Source organism: Haloarcula sp. H-GB4, assembly GCF_030848575.1.
Classification (GTDB): Archaea; Halobacteriota; Halobacteria; order Halobacteriales; family Haloarculaceae; genus Haloarcula.
In genome coordinates this window covers 108,090-124,992 of record NZ_JAVDDX010000003.1, presented here as the reverse complement: position 1 = coordinate 124,992, position 16,903 = coordinate 108,090, and the positions used below count along the sequence as shown (strand labels likewise).

The window sequence follows — 16,903 nt, the reverse complement described above, 5'->3', positions numbered from 1 at the left end:
TTCTGCATGAGAAAACAATACAAGACAAATTATTAGTGGTACGACGGAAACACGCTACATACGAAATTCCGGAGACTCAGAGTACCAGTAAGGACAGTACGTCGGTTACGCTGTCCACATACTCAGATCAATGACTGAAACCCGCTACTCAACGATGGACTTGGCCGACTGCAAAGCATTCTACCATGAGACCGTTGTGCCGGCGATGAAAGACGACGGCCTCAATCCAACCACTGAAACCCCCACATATGCGTGGCTGAACGGACAGTTTCCGGGATTCGTCAAGCATCTCCAGCGGCGATTTGATCTGTCCCCCGGGCAGTTCTACGACGAGATCGAAGCGATAGAAGATAAGCAGACACCGGAGCCATTCGATTTCCTCTCTGATAACACGCAGCGCGCCATTGAGGATTACCTCATCGAACTTTCGACCCGGCGTGGGCGTGCTGATGCGACAATCGACACACGTCGGTCGATTTTGCGACGCTACGCGAAAGTATATACCAATATCCACGATACAAAAGATTTGCTCGCACCACTGGAGAAGCCTAGTGAACGCGTTGCAGAAATGGATCGGGTTGCAGCGACATTCGACGCACTTGACCAGTTGGACGAGGCCCTGACGACGCTTGCGTCCCGGCGTAAATACGTTCAGGACACACGGCAGTTCTACAAGCACCTGGTGATGTTCGGTAATGCCGCGTACAACCCACTCGCCGACCTTGAAACTCGATTTGGGTGGGATAAGACTCCATCTTGGGACAACAAAGCACTCGACAGAGATGCCGTCCAGCGCCTCTATGCAGCGGCGACTGAGCTACGCGACCGATTCATCGTGGTCGCATGTTGTGGATGGGGACTGCGACCGAGCGAAGTCGCATCGCTCCATGTCCGACAGCTCAATCTTGATCCGGATGATGACTCCCATCCGTATATAGAGTTCGGCGATGGCGAGCGGAAAAACGGCCCTGGGACTGTGGCTCTACTGGCCGGTCTGGAAACAGTCTCTGAGCGTATTGAAAGGCTCTCTGATCCGGATTGGAATGGTTATCTGCTCCCTTCCTCGGCCGCAGTCTCTGGCCACCTGACCGCTGAAACCGTTCGCCGTCGGTTCAAATCAGTGGCCGAAACCGCGGATGTTACCGTTGATGATGCTAGACCAACGCCGAAGACGGGTCGCCGATTCTGGTATACGACGTATGGTGCTGCTGTCAGGCGGGTCGCGGAACGGTTTGAAGATGTCGCAGCTGAGCAGGGATCAGCGTCTGCGCAAGTCGTGCTTGATAACTACCTCTCGGAGTCTGAGGCCCGGTCGCACCGCCGGGCAGAGATGCGGGAAACGCTCGCAAGGTTGTTTGACGAGTAGCTGGCTTCGCCGGGCTACGTAGTTAGCTGAAATAATGTGGCTATACTGTATAGCTATACCGTCTGACTAATCCTTATATCTGTGCAGTGTATTCGGTAGAGTATGCTGACCTACACCGTGTACAGCGAGGCCGGCGGTGTCGGCAAGACAACGATGGCGGCGAACCTCGCCGTCGCCGACGCCCGCGCTGGTCACGACGTACTCGCAATCGACATGGACCCACAGGAGGGGAGCCTCTCGTTCCTGTTTGACGTTGCGGACCACCGAACTGACTCAGAGGCCGATAGTTTGGTTCGACATCTCGTCGAGCGGCCACGGGGTCCTTTCGCCGACCTCATTGAGACCGCCGAAGGTGTCGATGTCCTTCCCGCACACAACTCTCTGGAAGTGCTCTCGAAACACCTTCGTCGCCGCGAGGAGGAAGCAGCGGACTTCGGCGAGAATTGGAACCCGAATGTCCAGCTCTTGCGTGTGCTAAAAGACGCGGGCGTTCCGTCCGAGTATGACACTGTCATTATCGATCCACCGGCAACCGCGGATGTGAAACTGTACAATGCGTTGCACGCGACGCGAAACCTCGTCATCCCGTTCGAGCCGAGCGGGAAGGGCCAGCAGTCCGTTGCGGGACTTGCGGATCTCGTTACTGGCCTCGAAGACACACTGGACATCAACGTGGGCGTGTTAGCCGCAGTACCGAACCGATTCAAAGGAACGAACGATCAGGAAGAGATGCTTAAACGGCTTCAGGCGGAATCGTACGATATCCCGGTGGTGTTCCGTGAGCGAACGTCCTTGCTTGAAGGGTGTTGGCGCAAGCAGTGTTCGGCGTTCAAATATATCGAAGAACATCGGAGTCGGGAACGTGACTACGAAATCGAAACGCTGGAGCAGTTCGAGGAATTGGCGGCACACCTCCGACAGACCCGCGAACAGGAGGCAACAGCATGAAATCCGGCTCCGGTGACGATCCGTTTGCAGAGACGGATGCAGATCCAGAGCCAGAACCGGACGACCAACAGGATGAGATGGCTGTCGAAACTGAATCCGCCGACGTAGAAACTTCGACCCAACCCGATATCCCATACAAATTTCGTCGGGACTCTGTCAAACAGAATCGCAAGCAACGGCCAATTTTCATTCGGCCCGAAGTTGAGGAGCGCGAGTCTACATTTCTCCGTAACTTGGAAGATGAAGTCGGTGAAGACGTGTATAAGACCGACGCGCTGGAGGCTGCCCTCGTCGTCGCTATGGACAATCCGGACCTTGTCGCGGAAAAGCTCCGCGAGTGGGGCTACGACTGGGAGCAGTCAACCGCTTCTCCATAAGCTCTTTTTGCTTTCTGAGTCGCTGTTGACGAGGTCCTTCCTTCGTGTTCCGCTAATGGTTCTGTCTGGTGTGCCTGTACCGATGATTCACTAGGTTGCCGAACAGAACTGGAATTGATAGTTGTGTCCACTGACTGCTCTTGGCCGCTGGACCATTCGGCTACTTGTTCTAGCTACAATGGCTAGCTATACTGTCTAGACATACTAAATAGCTATTCTACTTAGCTATTCTTTATGGCTATGGAGACAAGTCAAATCTAATAGCTGAAGGGCTTTATTAGCCCTTGTAGGTGTTACGGCGAGCTAATACAAATAATCCCTATCCGAACCACCCAACTACTCAGACGGTTGCTGCCGACAGGCTGAAGCAGGTTGCGCCAATTGTCGATGCAAGTGCAGACTACTGGTAGCGGGTATCGACTCCCTGGTAAAGTAACCCACAATATGTCGAATTCTGTATCCACGGCTCCTGACCGTACACCTGTCTCTGGCCAACCGAGTGTCTAATCTGATTGGAGACGCTAGACGAAGGTCCGAACAGCGCTCAGAATATCTGTTGGCTGCTGTGGTTCGAAGCTCTCCTGATACTCAATATCGGACTTTGCCAGACGAGCGATTCCGTCTAACCCGATGGTGTGATGGATGGGGGACGCCGCACTGGTGACCGCTTTTGTCCAGAAGTTCTGGCACAGTAACCTGCGTTTATACGACTCTCCTTGCACGAAGGAACTCACAGCAGCTCGGCCAGATTGTGCCGCATGCACCATCCCAAAGCCCGTCAGGCGGTTCGCCAGCCCGATAGCATCGCCAGCGATATGAACTGCACAGTCGTTTAGCTCGTACGAGCAGTCTGAGAGACTTCGCAGGCCGTTTGAAACGTCGGTTCCGCTGTATAAGGTCTCACGTTCGGGGGGCTCAATATCGACTTCTGCAAGTAATCGTCGCATATCTTCGTACAGTTCGTCAGGAGACTTGTCCTCCCGGCAGCCGAGCCCGACAGTTGCTTCCGCTGGTGATTGTGGGACGATCCAGAGGAAGTAATTCTCGTACGCAAGCGCTCTCGGCTCCGGATACAGGTGTGAAAAGTCGGCCTCTATTCTCCCGCTCAGTGTCGGACATGCCACGTCATATGACAGGGACGTGAACCGGCTTGAAATCGGGAACTGACCGGTAGCATCAATTAGCAGATCTGATTCCGTAGATAGCCGCCGAAACTCCGCTTCGTCGACTTCTGCGTCCTCTACAATCTCTGTTTCTTCGAGTGTGCCTGCCCAGTGTTTCTCTAATTCCCCTCTATTCAGTATCACACCATCAGGGACATTTATCGCAGTCTTCCCGTCGGCACCGACAAATATCCCGGTTGTAGCTTCCCTGACGTAGCCCGGAACGTGCCGATCTAGTGGCACTTGTGAGTAGTCCCAAACCATCTCCCCCCAAGCGCCTCTTCGGTCACCAGTATATGCGCCCTTATCGTAAAGTTGCACGTCTGACGTTACCTCTTCAGCCAGTTGTGCTGCCGCTAATCCGGCGAATCCCCCTCCGACAATAGAAACCCTCATAGTGTCTCCTTTGGTGGTAGCTATTTCAAACATACCCTCTTGCCCGCATGCATTTCGCGCCGTTTTGTGAACTCCGTGAGCGGCTGATCTGACCGTTGAACAACGGTACTCGCGTGTTACCCCCGGCTTCGACAGCACTATCTGCGTATTAGAACTGTAGACTCGATATCTACCAATAGGGCTGCTAGGGTGATGAAGGGGAACCCGTTGGTCGATGTCTGACAAACCCTGTAATAAGCTTAGCCGCAGATCGAATTAGAAACACAGTCATTCTTTCTACCTGTAAGACTCTAGAAATGGACTTAAATGTCCTATGTATGTACCTATTTTCGAAAGTAAAGACAAAAAATCGAAATATGGTAACAGAATACCTATACATAGTCATATGAGAAGAAGTATAGTTTTAACCTTCCAGCCATTGCCTGGAATATAGCGACCGATATTGAAATGTGGCAAGGACTTCGAATTGCCATCTTCGTTCAAATTGTACCGTGCGAGAGTATAACGAATGTACCACTGTTATTGGCTTGCGGACATACCAATCCCGCTGGTTCCGAACGCTTAGTTCCCACTACAGCACGCTCCTCCGATCTGACCACGTGAACCGACTGAGGGGTCAGAGATGTAGTTGCTGGCGAGCGGAACAGAAGCCACTGGTGTCGTCTGTGGGTAGTATCTGCCCGATCAGGTCACGACTGGTGGCGGCGAGTGGATTGGGGACAAGCTGCCCACTATATACCCAGCAAAGGTCTGATTCCCCGCTGCCCTCTGCTGTATATGACTATACCGAACAAAACCTCGGTTGCTCCGGTCCCTGACGCGCTGGCTGACGTGTGGCTGAGCCCCCTCTATGGCCCACAAGACGTGTCGTTGTCGGCACTGGGGTTCCCTGCGTTAGCACGCAACCCCAGTTCGGAATTACCGAAGACAGCTAAAATTCAAGCTGCTTGACGTGGTTTCAGGAAGATTCACAGTACTCGCTACGACCTGTTAACTCATATAGAGAGCGTCTGAAATACGACTCTACACGGGGCCTCCTGTGCTGTCTCTGAGCCAAATAACTGTAGTACCGGTCTGCTAAGTACCCGTAATTATTTGACATACGTGAATACTACTCGCTGCTGGCGGCTGCGGACTCCAAATTGATCTCGATGATGTTTGCTGCCTGCATCACCAATTCCGGGAGGTCACTACAGAGGTATTCACCGGAGAGTCGCGTTTTCGGTGCGGTCACACTGATCGCACCACAGACCGTGCCGTCCACGTCCTGTATCGGAGCGCCTACGGATCGCATCCCCCGGATTTCTTCCTCATCGTTTACCGCGTACCCCCTGCTTTGAATTTCTGCGAGTTCTTCCCGCAGCTCGTCGGGTTCGGTGATCGTCTTCTCAGTCTGCTGCACAAGTCCTTCAGTAGCCACTGTTTCAGTGATTTGATCGTCATCGAAATATGCCAGCAGCGCTTTTCCGGTCGCAGTACAGTGGAGATACTGTGGGGATTCTCTGGTTCGCCGTTGATAGTCCACGGCGACAGTTTCGCCCTCATTATGCTCGTACAGCGTTACCTCCCTGTTCCGGTACGCAACTGTGAGATGGACCCATTCGTTTGTCTCTTCGGCGAGGCGCTCTACTTCCTCTTTGCCGTGCTGATAGAGGTCAACCCGATTCCGGACGCTCTCACCGAGCGGTATGAACCGCAGGCCTAATCGATAGACGCCATCTGATTTATCGATAAAGTCCTCAGCAACGAGTGTCTGTAGATACGTATGTAGCGTACTTTTAGCAACATCTATATCCTCACAGAGATCGGACAGCGTCGCCTCAGACTGTGACTGAATTTCACGCAGGACCTCACTGGCAGTCTGCATCGACTTGATTCGTCGGGACGGTGGCTCGCGTTCAGTCATGTACTGATCCTCGGTTATCATGGTTATATGATTTTGGTATATCGAACGCACAGTCTGTTGCTGTAGCCCTTTCTCTACTATATACGGACCAGACTGGGACGGTCCGCCTCAGTGCATTGGATTTCGACGCACAATTTAATCTGAGCCAGATTCATCGACTGTCAGCATCCCGCCTCTGCATGAACTTTTATTAATGATGGTGTCGATGGAGCAAACGACATGCGCTGTTGCCACAGTCGGTGTAGTCGCCAAACTACCGGTATAGCGACTGAAAAGCTGATCCGAACCCCATCAGTCAGAACAGACTCTGATGCAAATAGATCACTGCGCAACGAGCGGAAACGCGATACGTAATTGAATTACTACGAATGAGTTCTGAATTCGACATCAAGCTGTACGACGACATTGACCCCGAAGACCGACCCTCTCTGGGGGAGGCGCTGATACCGATCATCGGGATGCTAACCGCGCTGGGCATAGGAATCGGAATTTACGGACTTGACCCGCAGTTCCCTCTCCTCTGGGGCATTGCCTTCACTGGACTGTTCAGTTACTACCGATTCGACATCTCTTGGGACGAGATGTATGCTGGAATCACACATACGCTGCTGATGGGCATTCAGGTCGTATTCATCCTGTTTATCGTCTATGCGCTTATCTCGACCTGGATACATGCTGGAACGATTCCGACACTCATGTACTACGGCCTTGACCTGCTGCACCCGATAGTGTTCCTCCCGCTCACAGCGATCATCACTGCGGCGATAACGTTTGCCATCGGGTCATCGTGGACCGCGGCGGGGACGCTCGGTGTTGCCTTCATCGGAATCGGTTCGGGACTCGGGCTCCCTGAGCCGATGACCGCAGGTGCAATCCTCACCGGCGCATACACGGGTGACAAGCAGTCACCGCTCTCGGACACAACAAACCTCGCTTCGGCGGTGACGAACACCGATCTGTACGATCATATCAATGCGATGCGGGCAGGGACGTTCCTTGCCTTCTCTATCGCTGTCGTCCTGTACGCCGGTCTCGGTATTCGCGCGTCAGGATCTATTCCTGTTGATCGGATCGCTGAGATCCAGACGGCACTTACGGGTTCGTTCACGATCTCTCCGCTCGCCTTCTTCCCGCTTCTCGTGACATTCGGGCTGGCGATCTACGGCATCTCCGCGATTCCAGCTCTCGGTGCTGGTGTCTTTGCCGGCGCGATAACCTCGGCCGTGCTTCAGGGCAACTCGTTCACGTCTGTCTGGACCGTTGCACAGAGTGGGACAAGCCCGGAAACGGGGATGGAACTCGTAAACGGCCTCCTCGCAAGCGGTGGCATGGTTGGCGGTGCATGGGCGGTAACAATTGCTATCGCCGCACTCGCACTGGGCGGCCTGTTCGAGTGTACTGGAATTATCGCTGTCTTAGCTCATCATCTCGGCCGGCTCAGCAAGAGCGTTGGAAGTCTCACCGGCATTACGGTTCTGTCGTCAGTCTCGATGAACGTCCTTGCGGCAGAACAGTACATCAGTATCGTTGTTCCTGGCGTGACGCTGGGCAGTCTCTACGAAGAGAAGGGACTCAAGACGGAGAACCTTTCGCGGGCGATTGAATCTTCCGGGACTGTCACAAGTGCGCTCATTCCATGGAACAGCGGCGCGGTGTTCATGGCTGGCACGCTCGGCGTCAGCACGTTCCAGTATGCGCCCTACTACTTCCTGGGCTTCCTTTCGCCGCTCATCCTCATTCTCATGGGAGTTACCGGCTGGCAGATCACATATACTGAGACTGAGGCTGACGAGCATATGACGAGTAACGTGGCTGCACCGGCAGATAGTGACTGAGCGCACCGCTCGAAACGAGTAACCATGTGAGAATCCGGAGCCAATTCTGAATCTACAGCACACCTCCGTTCTCGTGACCTGCTGCCTACTGGGTCCAGCGTAGCAGTGAGTGAAATACAGTAACTGACACAGCCGCGTGAGAAACAATGATTGAAGGAATTGAATGTATGAACTATTGTATGATATCTTATCTATTTGGGAACGTAACAACTGTTTCCATGACTTGTTGATGAAAGAGGCTAGTCTTCTGGAGATTAAAACCGGACCATCTCACGCTTTAACACTTTAAACCCACATTCAGCGATTCTTACGCTTAGAGAACCAATTTAACATACCGACAGATCTAGTTTCACCGGGTATAGTGGAAAACTACATTTTTTGTTCATCTGTGTATAAAGTGGCAAGTGAGGTACTGAAAAACTGAACAGCGAGATCTCATTCTTTGCTGCTAGGGCAGTGCATCTGGCGTTAGTGGCTCGCCGCAATAGCGTAGACGGCAAAATGACTTGAACTACCATCTAAATAGTAATATATCCTTCTTATATTAGAATATTACACGATCGCGGAAGAGACGTTCTGATTGAAGCGTTCTCGTATTATTCATCCCACTGTCTTGTGCTGGCGGGCCGACACCTGTAGAGCGTTCTCTGGGTAAAAACGCATGAGAGAGATGCCAGTAGCACCTGAGCGGATGGAACTAGCAGTAGCTATTGCAACCTAGTTCACAACACGGCACAAATCACCAATTCGGTTGGCACTGCCCCCGTTCAGACCACCACAACACGGTCAGTCTGCCAGCAGCCCCGAAACTCGCCGACGGACTGCACTGACAGACCGAACTCGTACGTGGTTGTCTGTCTATCCGGCCCGGTAATCGTTACCCGCTGTTCAGCGTAGTTCTCATCCCGCTCTACAGGGCCTCGCACAGCCTCCCTGAAGTTGATCATCGGGCGGTACTGCGGTGACTGGACCATGGCTATAAATCGGTCAAGTGGGCCAGTCGAGCGGCGGTTGGCCGGGGAGGCGAAATTGTACGCCGTCATGATCCCCGCGTTCTCAAACGGGTCGTCGTTCGTTTCCAACGCAGCAAGCTGGAGGGAAACGGCGTCGCCAGGGCTGTACGTCTCATTAGGCGTCGGAAGGTCGGCCACCGGATACTCGCGTTCAGACATTGGTATCGTAGGGACGAGCGCGTACCTGTAACAGGTGCTGTATCAGCATGAATGGCACGGCTGAGCGGCCACAGGCCGGACACCGACGGGAGTTTGTGTCACCGCCGACTAGATCAACTGACCGCGAACATGGCCTCACTCAGGGACGTACTTATCGAAACCATGCTGCTCGACGAGGAGCAGTTTCGCCGTCGGCTTCCGGACCTCGTCGAAACACACAACCTCCAGAGTGTTGACCCGGAACCCGCTGACGAGTCACCGGCCGCTCTCCTTCAGGATTTCAAGGGATTCGAGCCTACCTCGGTAACGGGTTTTGAGCGAGAATATATCGCGAAAATGGTGCGACTTGGGACGATCCCTCTGGGCCTGACGCTCACTGGCCCGGCGTATCAGGACAATCCAGTCCGATATGCGACACAGACGTTCCAGGAGATGACCGGGTACTCGCTAGCCGCGCTTCGCGGCGAGAACCTTCGATTGCTGCAGGGACCAGCAACTGACTCCGATGCAATCGCAACGCTCCAGGAAGGGATCGATATCTGGGAACAGCGGACCGTCGAACTGTGGAACTACCGAGCGGACGGGACACACTTCAAAAACCGAGTGACGATAGTGCCACTTACTGGCCCCGACGGCTCTATCACGAACTGGCTCGGTGTGCAGGAGGCTATCGATACGCCGAACAGCTGACTACGGGTGGCACCACTGTGGTGGCCGGCTACGTCTATTCGACTGACAACCGAACCGAGACGCTACACCTCGTCTACCTTCCCATCGCGTCGGTCACGCTCTCTTGCTTCCGGGTCCCGCTCTGCCGGATCGCCGTGTCCGCCGCCACCGGGCGTTCGGACGGAGACGGTCGTCCCGGCCTCGATGTCAACGGACGCCTTCGCAGGAACGGGGTCGCCGTCGACCAGATTCTCCCCTCTCGCGCCATCCTCGCCGCCATCGATTCCGGCAGGAGCCGTCCGCCGCCGCTCAGTCAGCAGTGACACGGTGGCGTCGGTCTCAACGGTAACGGTGCGTTCGAGGCCCAGTCCGCCGCGGTATCGGCCGTCGCCGCCGCTTGACCGACGCAGCGCGTACCGCTCGACTCGGAGCGGATACTCGGCCTCCATCGATTCGACAGGCGTGTTGAGCGTGTTCGTCATGCCGACCTGTACGCCGTCCATCCCGTCTTTCCCGGGCCGGGCACCGAACCCGCCGCCGATAGTCTCGTAATAGGTGAAATCGCCGGTCCGGTCACCGATGATGAGGTTGTTCATCGTTCCCTGTCCGCCGGCAGGAACCCTATCGGGGACTGTTTCGGCGAGCGCTGCCAGTGTGACGTCCATGACGCGTTGACTCGTCTCGACGTTGCCACCGACGACTGCGGCCGGCGCGTCCGGGTTGAGTACTGACCCTTCAGGTGCGGACACGGATACCGGCTCGTAACAGCCGTGGTTTGGGGGTATTTCCGGATCGGTGATCGCTCGAACGACGAAGTAGACCGCGCTCTTCGCGACCGACAGGGGTGCGTTCAGGTTGCCCGCCACCTGGTCGGCAGTCCCGGCAAAGTCGACGGCTATCGAGGCCCCATCGATGGTGACGGCCACTTCAATCGGGATGTCGGCATCGGTCACGCCGTCGCCTTCGAGGATATCCTGCGCTCGATACGTTCCGTCCGGGAGCGCGTCGAGTTCAGCCTCGACCCGCTCGCGGGAGTACTCGATGACGGCATCGAACGCCTCGAGCAGTGTCGGCCCGTGCTCCGACAGGAGTTCACCGATGCGTTCCTCGGCCCGTTCGTTTGCCGCGCGCTGGGCCCGAAGGTCCGCCTCGCGCTCGTCCGGCGTCCGGACGTTGGCACGGATGAGGTCGTGAACCGCCTCATTGGGATCGCCACCGTCGACGAGTCGGACAGCAGGCAGGCGGAGCCCCTCCTCGTAAATTTCCTGTGCGCCCGGTGGCATACTTCCCGGCGAACTCCCGCCCACGTCGGCGTGATGGGCCCGCGAGACGGCGTACCCGACTATCTCGTCGTTAGGCGCGATGGTCGAGACGAGCGTGATGTCCGGGAGGTGTGTCCCGCCCGCGAACGGGTCGTTAACGATGAAGACGTCGCCCGGTTTCGGGTCATTCTTGAGGACAACATCCACTGCATCGGGCATCGCGCCGAGGTGGACCGGGATGTGTTCCGCCTGTGCGACCATCCGACCCGACGCGTCGAAGAGCGCCGTCGAACAGTCCTGTCGCTCCTTGATGTTCGGGGAGTACGCCCCCCGGATGAGCACGTGGCCCATCTCGGTTGCGACACTCTCGAGCTGGTTCCTGAGGATTTCCAGCGTTACAGGGTCGATTGTCTCCTGTCCGTCACTCGATGTCGTAGCTTCGTCGTTCATGTGTCGCTCACCGCCGCTGTCAGTGTCCCGTCATCGCGCACCTGGACGTTCCACGTCGGTGGGATGACGATTGTGCTCTCATCGCCCTCGACAATCGCGGGGCCGTCGATGCTATTCTGTGGTTGCAGTTTCGCTCGCTCGTAGACCGGGGTTTCGCGGACCTCGTCGGCGAACACCGCCTCCCGAGAGCCCTTCTGTGGGTCGCCTTCGGCAGTGTACTTGACCGGCGGCGCGCTCCGTTCGACGGTCGTCGTCACGCGACAGTTCACCAGGTCGACCGACTCGTCCGCTCGATAGCCGTACGCGGACTCGTGGGCTGACCCGAAACGCTCGCGGGCGTCCGCGGTGTCGAACGGCCGGTCGACGTCTACGGTAAGTTCGAAACTCTGGCCGGCGTACCGGAGGTCGGCTGAGTGTCGCACTGTCGCTGCCTCGCGGTCGCTAACCTCAGCCAGAAGTTCTTCGGACAACTCCTCGTAGACTGTGTCGACCTCGTCGGGGTCGACCGCGTCGAGCGAGCGCTGATACGTCCGTACTGCGTCGCGCTTCTCGTCAGCTGCGAGCAAACCGTATGCCGACAGCACGCCTGAAGCGCGCGGAATCACCACTCGATCGATATCGAGGCTGTCCGCGATTGCCGCCGCGTGCATTGGCCCGGCACCCCCGAACGCGGCGAGCCCGAACTTCCGCGGGTCGTACCCACGCTCGACGGTCACGGAGCGAATGGCTCTGGTCATGTTCGCGTTCGCGACGCGGTAGACGCCACGGGCGGCTTCCAGAGGCCCACCGAGACCCGCCTCGTCGGCGAGGTCCGCAAGCGCGTCGTAGGCGGCATCCGCATCGAGTGAGAGTTCACCACCCAGACTTGTGCTTTCGCCGATATAGCCCAGCACGAGATTCGCGTCAGTGACGGTCGGCTCAGTTCCGCCTTCCCCGTAGCAGGCTGGACCGGGGGTAGCTCCGGCGGAACGCGGGCCGATTCGGAGTGCGCCCCCGGCGTCGACCCAGGCGATGGACCCGCCACCTGCACCGACTGTTTCGACGTCGACCATCGGTGTCTTGATCGGCCGCTCGTTGATGACGCCCTCTGTCGTCCGTTCCGCTTCACCGTCGCGGACGAGACTAACGTCACTAGAGGTCCCACCCATATCGAACGTGACTAGCCCGTCCTGTTCCTCAGACGCCATCGACCCTGCCCCAACGACCCCGGCGGCAGGGCCCGAAAGGACGGTTGTCACGGCGTTCCGTCTGACGGTAGCAGTGTCGGTGATACCGCCGTTCGCCTGCATAATTCGGGGCTGTGGAACGCCGAGGTCCCGCGCACGGTCGGTCAGACGGCTGACGTAGTGGTCAATCGCCGGCCGTACGTAGGCGTCGACGGCTGTCGTCGACGTTCGTTCGTACTCGCGGAACTCGGCGAGGACTTCGTGCGAGGCCGAGACGGGCACGTCGAGTTCATCCCGCAGGATGTCTGCGACGCGTGTTTCATTTTCGGGGTGTGCGTACGCGTGCAAGAGCGAGACGGCGACAGACTCGACATCCATCTCGCGTAGCTGCTCGGCGATTGCCCGGACTTCGTCCTCGTCGACGGGCTGTTCGATACCGTCGGTGATCGTCCGTTCGGACACTTCGAAGCGGCGGCGGCGGGGAACCAACGGTGTCGGCTTTTCGGCCGACAGGTCGTACAGCGACGGGCGGTCCTGCCGACCGATCTCCAGAACGTCCCGGAACCCGTCTGTCGTGACGAGTGCGGTCTTTGCGCCGTCCTCTTCGAGCAGTGCGTTGACCGAGACGGTCATCGCATGAGAGAACTCGCTCACGGTCTCAGGGTCGATATCAGCCGCTTCGCAGGCCTTCTCGATCCCGGCGATAACGCCCTCGCTCTGGTCTTCAGTGCTCGGGACTTTCGCGGTCACGAGCTCCCCATCGAGCGACAGCGTCACGTCAGTGAAGGTTCCACCGACGTCGACACCGACCCGCCGGCCGCCCATCTACAGCACCCCCGCGACGCTGAGTAGCGTCCGAACCCCGAGCCACACGACGATAAGCGTCACAATCGCGCCGAGGGCGTTCGCTATCGACCCGTTCGTGTACTCGCCGAGGAGGTCCCGCTGGTTCATCGCGTATATCAGGAATACCGCGACGATCGGCAATAAAATCCCGTTGACCACCTGTGCGAACACGATGATCTGGACGGGACTGCCACCCAGCAACACCGAGAGAACCCCGACGCCGAGGATGGTCCCCCAGACGGCACGGAACTGTGTGCTCTGCATATCCGAATCCCAGCCGAGTGCACCTGTTGTCGCCCACGCGCCCGCGAGCGGTGCTGTCGTGGCACTCGTGAATCCGGCGGCGAAGATGCCGATGCTGAAGAACAGTTCGGCGTACGGACCCGCGATGGGGCGCAGCTGTTCGGCCATCCGACCGATATCGCTGATCTGCGTTCCGGGCTCGAATGCTGCGGCCGCGGTCACCATGATCGTAATCGTAATAATGCCGCCCGCAACGATCGACACCACCGTGTCGATACGGGAGTGGCCGATATCGTCGGGACCGCTCCACCGCTCTTGGACGTTACTCGCGTGCAGGAACAGATTATACCCGACGATGGTCGTTCCGATGAGGCCGGTGATGAGGTACAGCGACCCCGAGGGGATACCGGGGACGAACCCCATCGCAATCGCACTGGGGTCGGGACCGATAAGCACCGCCGATGCTACGAACGAGAACGCCATCACGGCGACCAGACCAATGAGCGCTCGTTCGATCAACTTGTAGCGCCCAGTGTAGAGCAGGAGTCCGGCGACGAGTCCCATCACGACCCCCCACACCGTTGAGTCGATACCCGTGATCGTCGCGAGCCCTGCGGCACCGCCGAGGATATTCCCAGCCTCATAGGCGGCGGTCCCGACGCCGATCGCGCCGACAACGAGGAATATACTCACGTACTCGACGATTTGATTGTCGAACCGTTCTCGAAGTGCTTCCCCGAGCCCCTCCCCCGAGACAAGGCCAAGCCGCGCACTCATCTCTTGGAGAACGATCGTTGCCACAATCGAGAAGACCATGGTCCACAGAAGCGCGTAGCCAAACTCCGCTCCGGTGACGCTCGCAGTCGTGACCGTGCCAGGACCGATAAACGCGGCGGCGACCATCGCCCCCGGGCCGACGGCTTTGAGTCGTTCTGTAATGCTCATGATTGTTGGTTTTGATAGCCACTGTCACGGTCCCGGCAGGTAAGGAAAAACATTGTTAAGACCTGTGTGTGGCCGGAACATCGGTCGTATGAACCCTGTGTATACGTCACCAAGTGTGTGAAATAGTAAGAAATACCCAACCCCCAGATTCGAGTCGGTTTGCGTTCCGTGCAGAGGTATTCACGGTTCTCGTTCTCTTAATAGTACTTTCGAAACACTCTCTTCGATTTCAATTTCGAACGGAAGGTCGGCGATGCTACCGCGGATGAACCGAATCATCAACCACCGCACCGATTCGGATGGGAACACCACGTGGAAACTCCCCTTTTCGTCCCGCCGAACGGTCAGGAACCCACACAGTGAGAGCCATTCGAGAACATCTTCGAGCGAATCGAACCGCTCGGCATACTCTTGAGCGTGGTACTGTGCCACCTGATCGATCATATTGAGAACCTCCTCGTCCCGCTCATCCGGGTCAGTAAACTGACGCAGGAGTGCGTGCAGCAGGTCGATGTCCAGCAGGACGTGTTCGCCCGTCGAGAGCATTTCGTAGTACGTCTGGAGGTGATCGCTATCACTTGCGTGCGCCGAGTCGAAGTTTGCCGCGTAGAACGCGATTGCCTCGCGGATCAACTGGCTCTGGCTTTCCCCAGTTCGGTCGGTTAGCCCTTCTAACGTCTCCTTGGTCTCCTCGTCGAGAGAGACGGTGACGCGGTCGGTTGGCATAGTGCCTCTGCTCACTGGATGGTCTTAATATCGTGTCGTTTGGTGACAGAGGGCTCTCAACATGGCAGCGAGAACGGCGGCCGATGTGGTTCAGAACCCGTTACGGCCAAGTGCCGCTCTGCTCGCCGGCGTTCATCACCCGCTGGAGTGCAACGACGTATGCGGCGGTTCGGAGCGAGGAGAGGTTTCGCTCCTCGTAGGCGTCGACGAGGTTCCCGAACTGCTCGACGATAATCGAATCCAGTTCCTCGTTCACACGCTCTCCGGACCAGTAGAAGCGCTGCCTGTTCTGGACCCACTCGAAGTACGACACGATGACGCCGCCCGCGTTCGCGAGGATATCCGGAATGACCAGCGTCTCGCGGTCGCTGAGAACGTCGTCTGCTGCGGGAGTAATCGGTCCGTTCGCAGCCTCAGAGATGACATCGGCAGAGATGTCATGTGCCAGCGACTCATCGATGGCGTTTTCGAGTGCGGCCGGGATCAACAGGTCGACGTCGAGCGTGAGCAGTTCATCATTCGTGAGTTCCTCCGCCGCGTCGGTATATCCGACGACGCTCCCGGTTTCGCGTTTGTAGTCCTTGACTGCGACGGGGTCGAACGACGCGTCGCTGTATATCGCGCCGCTCGAATCGGACACGGCGACGACGTTGGCCCCCATTTCGTGAATGAGTTTCGCTGCGATCCAGCCGGCGTTCCCGTAGCCCTGAACCGCGACCGTCGCGCCTTCGATGTCCTTGTCAAGATACTCGAAGGCTTCACGTGCTGCGACGACCGTCGAACGCCCGGTCGCTTCGACGCGGCCTTCACTGCCACCGCTTGCGAGGTCCTTCCCGGTTATCACGCCGGGCTCTGTCGTGTTTTCGAGTGTCTCGTAGGTGTCTTTGATCCAGTTCATCTCGCGCTGGCCCGTGTTGACGTCAGGTGCGGGCACGTCACGGTCGGCCCCAATCAGTGGCGTCAGTTCCTTCGCAAATGAGCGTGTGACCCGCTCCAGTTCGCTCTCGGAATAGTTCCTCGGGTCGATGACGATTCCGCCTTTGCCACCGCCGAGCGGGATATCGCTCGCCGCCGTCTTGTAGACCATCCACCCGGAGAGCGCCTTGACCTCGTCGCGGTCTACCTGTGGATGATAGCGGATTCCGCCCTTGTACGGGCCACGGTCGCCGTTGAACTGTGACCGATACGCACGGAATACCTCCACCGACCCATCGTCCATCTCAACAGACAGATTCGTTTCCAGTATCCGCTCAGGGGTTTTCAGCCGTTCCAGTTGTCCCTCTGAGATGTCTAAGTATTGTGCTGCTGCGTCGATTTGCGTCCGCAGGCTTTGGTACGGATTTACATCAGACATATATCGACGGGATTCATCGAGATACCAAAAGCTACCCATTTCTACCAGGAAAATTACTATATCATTCGATATAGAAGAG

Annotated in this window: 13 protein-coding genes; 5 read left to right on the top strand and 8 right to left on the bottom strand. The window is 57.1% G+C overall.

All coding sequences use genetic code 11. The features are described 5' to 3' along the window. Positions 1 to 130 precede the first annotated feature (130 nt). From RBH20_RS16800 to RBH20_RS16790, 3 genes are all read left to right on the top strand, one after another. Entirely contained in the window at positions 131 to 1,366 is a 1,236-nt protein-coding gene (locus tag RBH20_RS16800; protein ID WP_306710759.1) for a tyrosine-type recombinase/integrase, read from the top strand. Between the two features lie 102 nt (positions 1,367 to 1,468). Continuing rightward, a complete protein-coding gene (locus tag RBH20_RS16795) occupies positions 1,469 to 2,314 on the top strand; it encodes a ParA family protein (RefSeq protein ID WP_306710757.1) in 846 nt (281 codons plus the stop codon). Further along, positions 2,311 to 2,691 carry a hypothetical protein gene (locus RBH20_RS16790; RefSeq protein WP_306710755.1) on the top strand — a complete coding sequence of 127 codons (381 nt, stop codon included), beginning with the start codon at positions 2,311 to 2,313 and terminating at the stop codon, positions 2,689 to 2,691. The genes RBH20_RS16795 and RBH20_RS16790 overlap by 4 nt, the downstream gene beginning before the upstream one ends. Before the next feature lie 521 nt (positions 2,692 to 3,212). On the opposite strand, the gene RBH20_RS16785 is transcribed toward RBH20_RS16790, so the two are convergent. Further along, entirely contained in the window at positions 3,213 to 4,283 is a 1,071-nt protein-coding gene (locus RBH20_RS16785; protein ID WP_306710753.1) for an NAD(P)-binding protein, read from the bottom strand. A 1,078-nt stretch (positions 4,284 to 5,361) separates the two neighbouring features. After that, entirely contained in the window at positions 5,362 to 6,156 is a 795-nt protein-coding gene (locus RBH20_RS16780) for an IclR family transcriptional regulator (protein ID WP_306710751.1), read from the bottom strand. A 368-nt stretch (positions 6,157 to 6,524) separates the two neighbouring features. On the opposite strand from RBH20_RS16780, the gene nhaC reads away from it, so the two are divergent. Continuing rightward, positions 6,525 to 7,991: a Na+/H+ antiporter NhaC gene (gene nhaC / locus RBH20_RS16775; RefSeq protein ID WP_306710749.1), complete on the top strand. Its 1,467-nt coding sequence runs from the start codon at positions 6,525 to 6,527 to the stop codon at positions 7,989 to 7,991. Between the two features lie 767 nt (positions 7,992 to 8,758). Here nhaC and RBH20_RS16770 read toward each other — a convergent pair. Then, a complete protein-coding gene (locus tag RBH20_RS16770; protein ID WP_306710747.1) occupies positions 8,759 to 9,163 on the bottom strand; it encodes a DUF4864 domain-containing protein in 405 nt (134 codons plus the stop codon). 129 nt (positions 9,164 to 9,292) lie between these two features. Here RBH20_RS16770 and RBH20_RS16765 point away from each other — a divergent pair, with 129 nt between their 5' ends. Continuing rightward, the gene (locus tag RBH20_RS16765; RefSeq protein ID WP_306710744.1) at positions 9,293 to 9,853 is read left to right on the top strand and encodes a PAS domain-containing protein; all 561 of its coding nucleotides are present in this window, start codon (positions 9,293 to 9,295) and stop codon (positions 9,851 to 9,853) included. A 62-nt stretch (positions 9,854 to 9,915) separates the two neighbouring features. Here RBH20_RS16765 and RBH20_RS16760 read toward each other — a convergent pair whose 3' ends face one another. The 5 genes from RBH20_RS16760 to RBH20_RS16740 form a co-directional block, all read right to left on the bottom strand. After that, positions 9,916 to 11,544, bottom strand: coding sequence for a hydantoinase B/oxoprolinase family protein (locus tag RBH20_RS16760; protein WP_306710742.1), 1,629 nt, complete (start codon positions 11,542 to 11,544; stop codon positions 9,916 to 9,918). Then, positions 11,541 to 13,535 carry a hydantoinase/oxoprolinase family protein gene (locus tag RBH20_RS16755; RefSeq protein WP_306710739.1) on the bottom strand — a complete coding sequence of 665 codons (1,995 nt, stop codon included), beginning with the start codon at positions 13,533 to 13,535 and terminating at the stop codon, positions 11,541 to 11,543. The genes RBH20_RS16760 and RBH20_RS16755 overlap by 4 nt, the downstream gene beginning before the upstream one ends. Then, positions 13,536 to 14,744, bottom strand: a complete 1,209-nt coding sequence (locus tag RBH20_RS16750) for an Nramp family divalent metal transporter (protein ID WP_306710737.1) — start codon at positions 14,742 to 14,744, stop codon at positions 13,536 to 13,538. A gap of 180 nt (positions 14,745 to 14,924) precedes the next feature. Further along, a complete protein-coding gene (locus RBH20_RS16745) occupies positions 14,925 to 15,470 on the bottom strand; it encodes a ribbon-helix-helix protein, CopG family (protein WP_306710735.1) in 546 nt (181 codons plus the stop codon). Positions 15,471 to 15,570: 100 nt separating this feature from the next. After that, entirely contained in the window at positions 15,571 to 16,824 is a 1,254-nt protein-coding gene (locus tag RBH20_RS16740) for a Glu/Leu/Phe/Val dehydrogenase (protein WP_306710733.1), read from the bottom strand. Between the last annotated feature and the right edge of the window lie 79 nt (positions 16,825 to 16,903).

Excerpts from the sequence above, each read along its gene's own strand:
- RBH20_RS16755 (WP_306710739.1), bottom strand. The coding sequence starts at position 13,535 with ATGGGCGGCCGGCGGGTCGGTGTCGACGTCGGTGGAACCTTCACTGAC.
- RBH20_RS16785 (WP_306710753.1), bottom strand. The coding sequence starts at position 4,283 with ATGTTTGAAATAGCTACCACCAAAGGAGACACTATGAGGGTTTCTATT.
- RBH20_RS16790 (WP_306710755.1), top strand. The coding sequence starts at position 2,311 with ATGAAATCCGGCTCCGGTGACGATCCGTTTGCAGAGACGGATGCAGAT.
- RBH20_RS16800 (WP_306710759.1), top strand. The coding sequence starts at position 131 with ATGACTGAAACCCGCTACTCAACGATGGACTTGGCCGACTGCAAAGCA.
- RBH20_RS16770 (WP_306710747.1), bottom strand. The coding sequence starts at position 9,163 with ATGTCTGAACGCGAGTATCCGGTGGCCGACCTTCCGACGCCTAATGAG.
- RBH20_RS16795 (WP_306710757.1), top strand. The coding sequence starts at position 1,469 with ATGCTGACCTACACCGTGTACAGCGAGGCCGGCGGTGTCGGCAAGACA.
- RBH20_RS16740 (WP_306710733.1), bottom strand. The coding sequence starts at position 16,824 with ATGTCTGATGTAAATCCGTACCAAAGCCTGCGGACGCAAATCGACGCA.
- RBH20_RS16780 (WP_306710751.1), bottom strand. The coding sequence starts at position 6,156 with ATGACTGAACGCGAGCCACCGTCCCGACGAATCAAGTCGATGCAGACT.
- RBH20_RS16765 (WP_306710744.1), top strand. The coding sequence starts at position 9,293 with ATGGCCTCACTCAGGGACGTACTTATCGAAACCATGCTGCTCGACGAG.
- nhaC (WP_306710749.1), top strand. The coding sequence starts at position 6,525 with ATGAGTTCTGAATTCGACATCAAGCTGTACGACGACATTGACCCCGAA.
- RBH20_RS16745 (WP_306710735.1), bottom strand. The coding sequence starts at position 15,470 with ATGCCAACCGACCGCGTCACCGTCTCTCTCGACGAGGAGACCAAGGAG.
- RBH20_RS16760 (WP_306710742.1), bottom strand. The coding sequence starts at position 11,544 with ATGAACGACGAAGCTACGACATCGAGTGACGGACAGGAGACAATCGAC.
- RBH20_RS16750 (WP_306710737.1), bottom strand. The coding sequence starts at position 14,744 with ATGAGCATTACAGAACGACTCAAAGCCGTCGGCCCGGGGGCGATGGTC.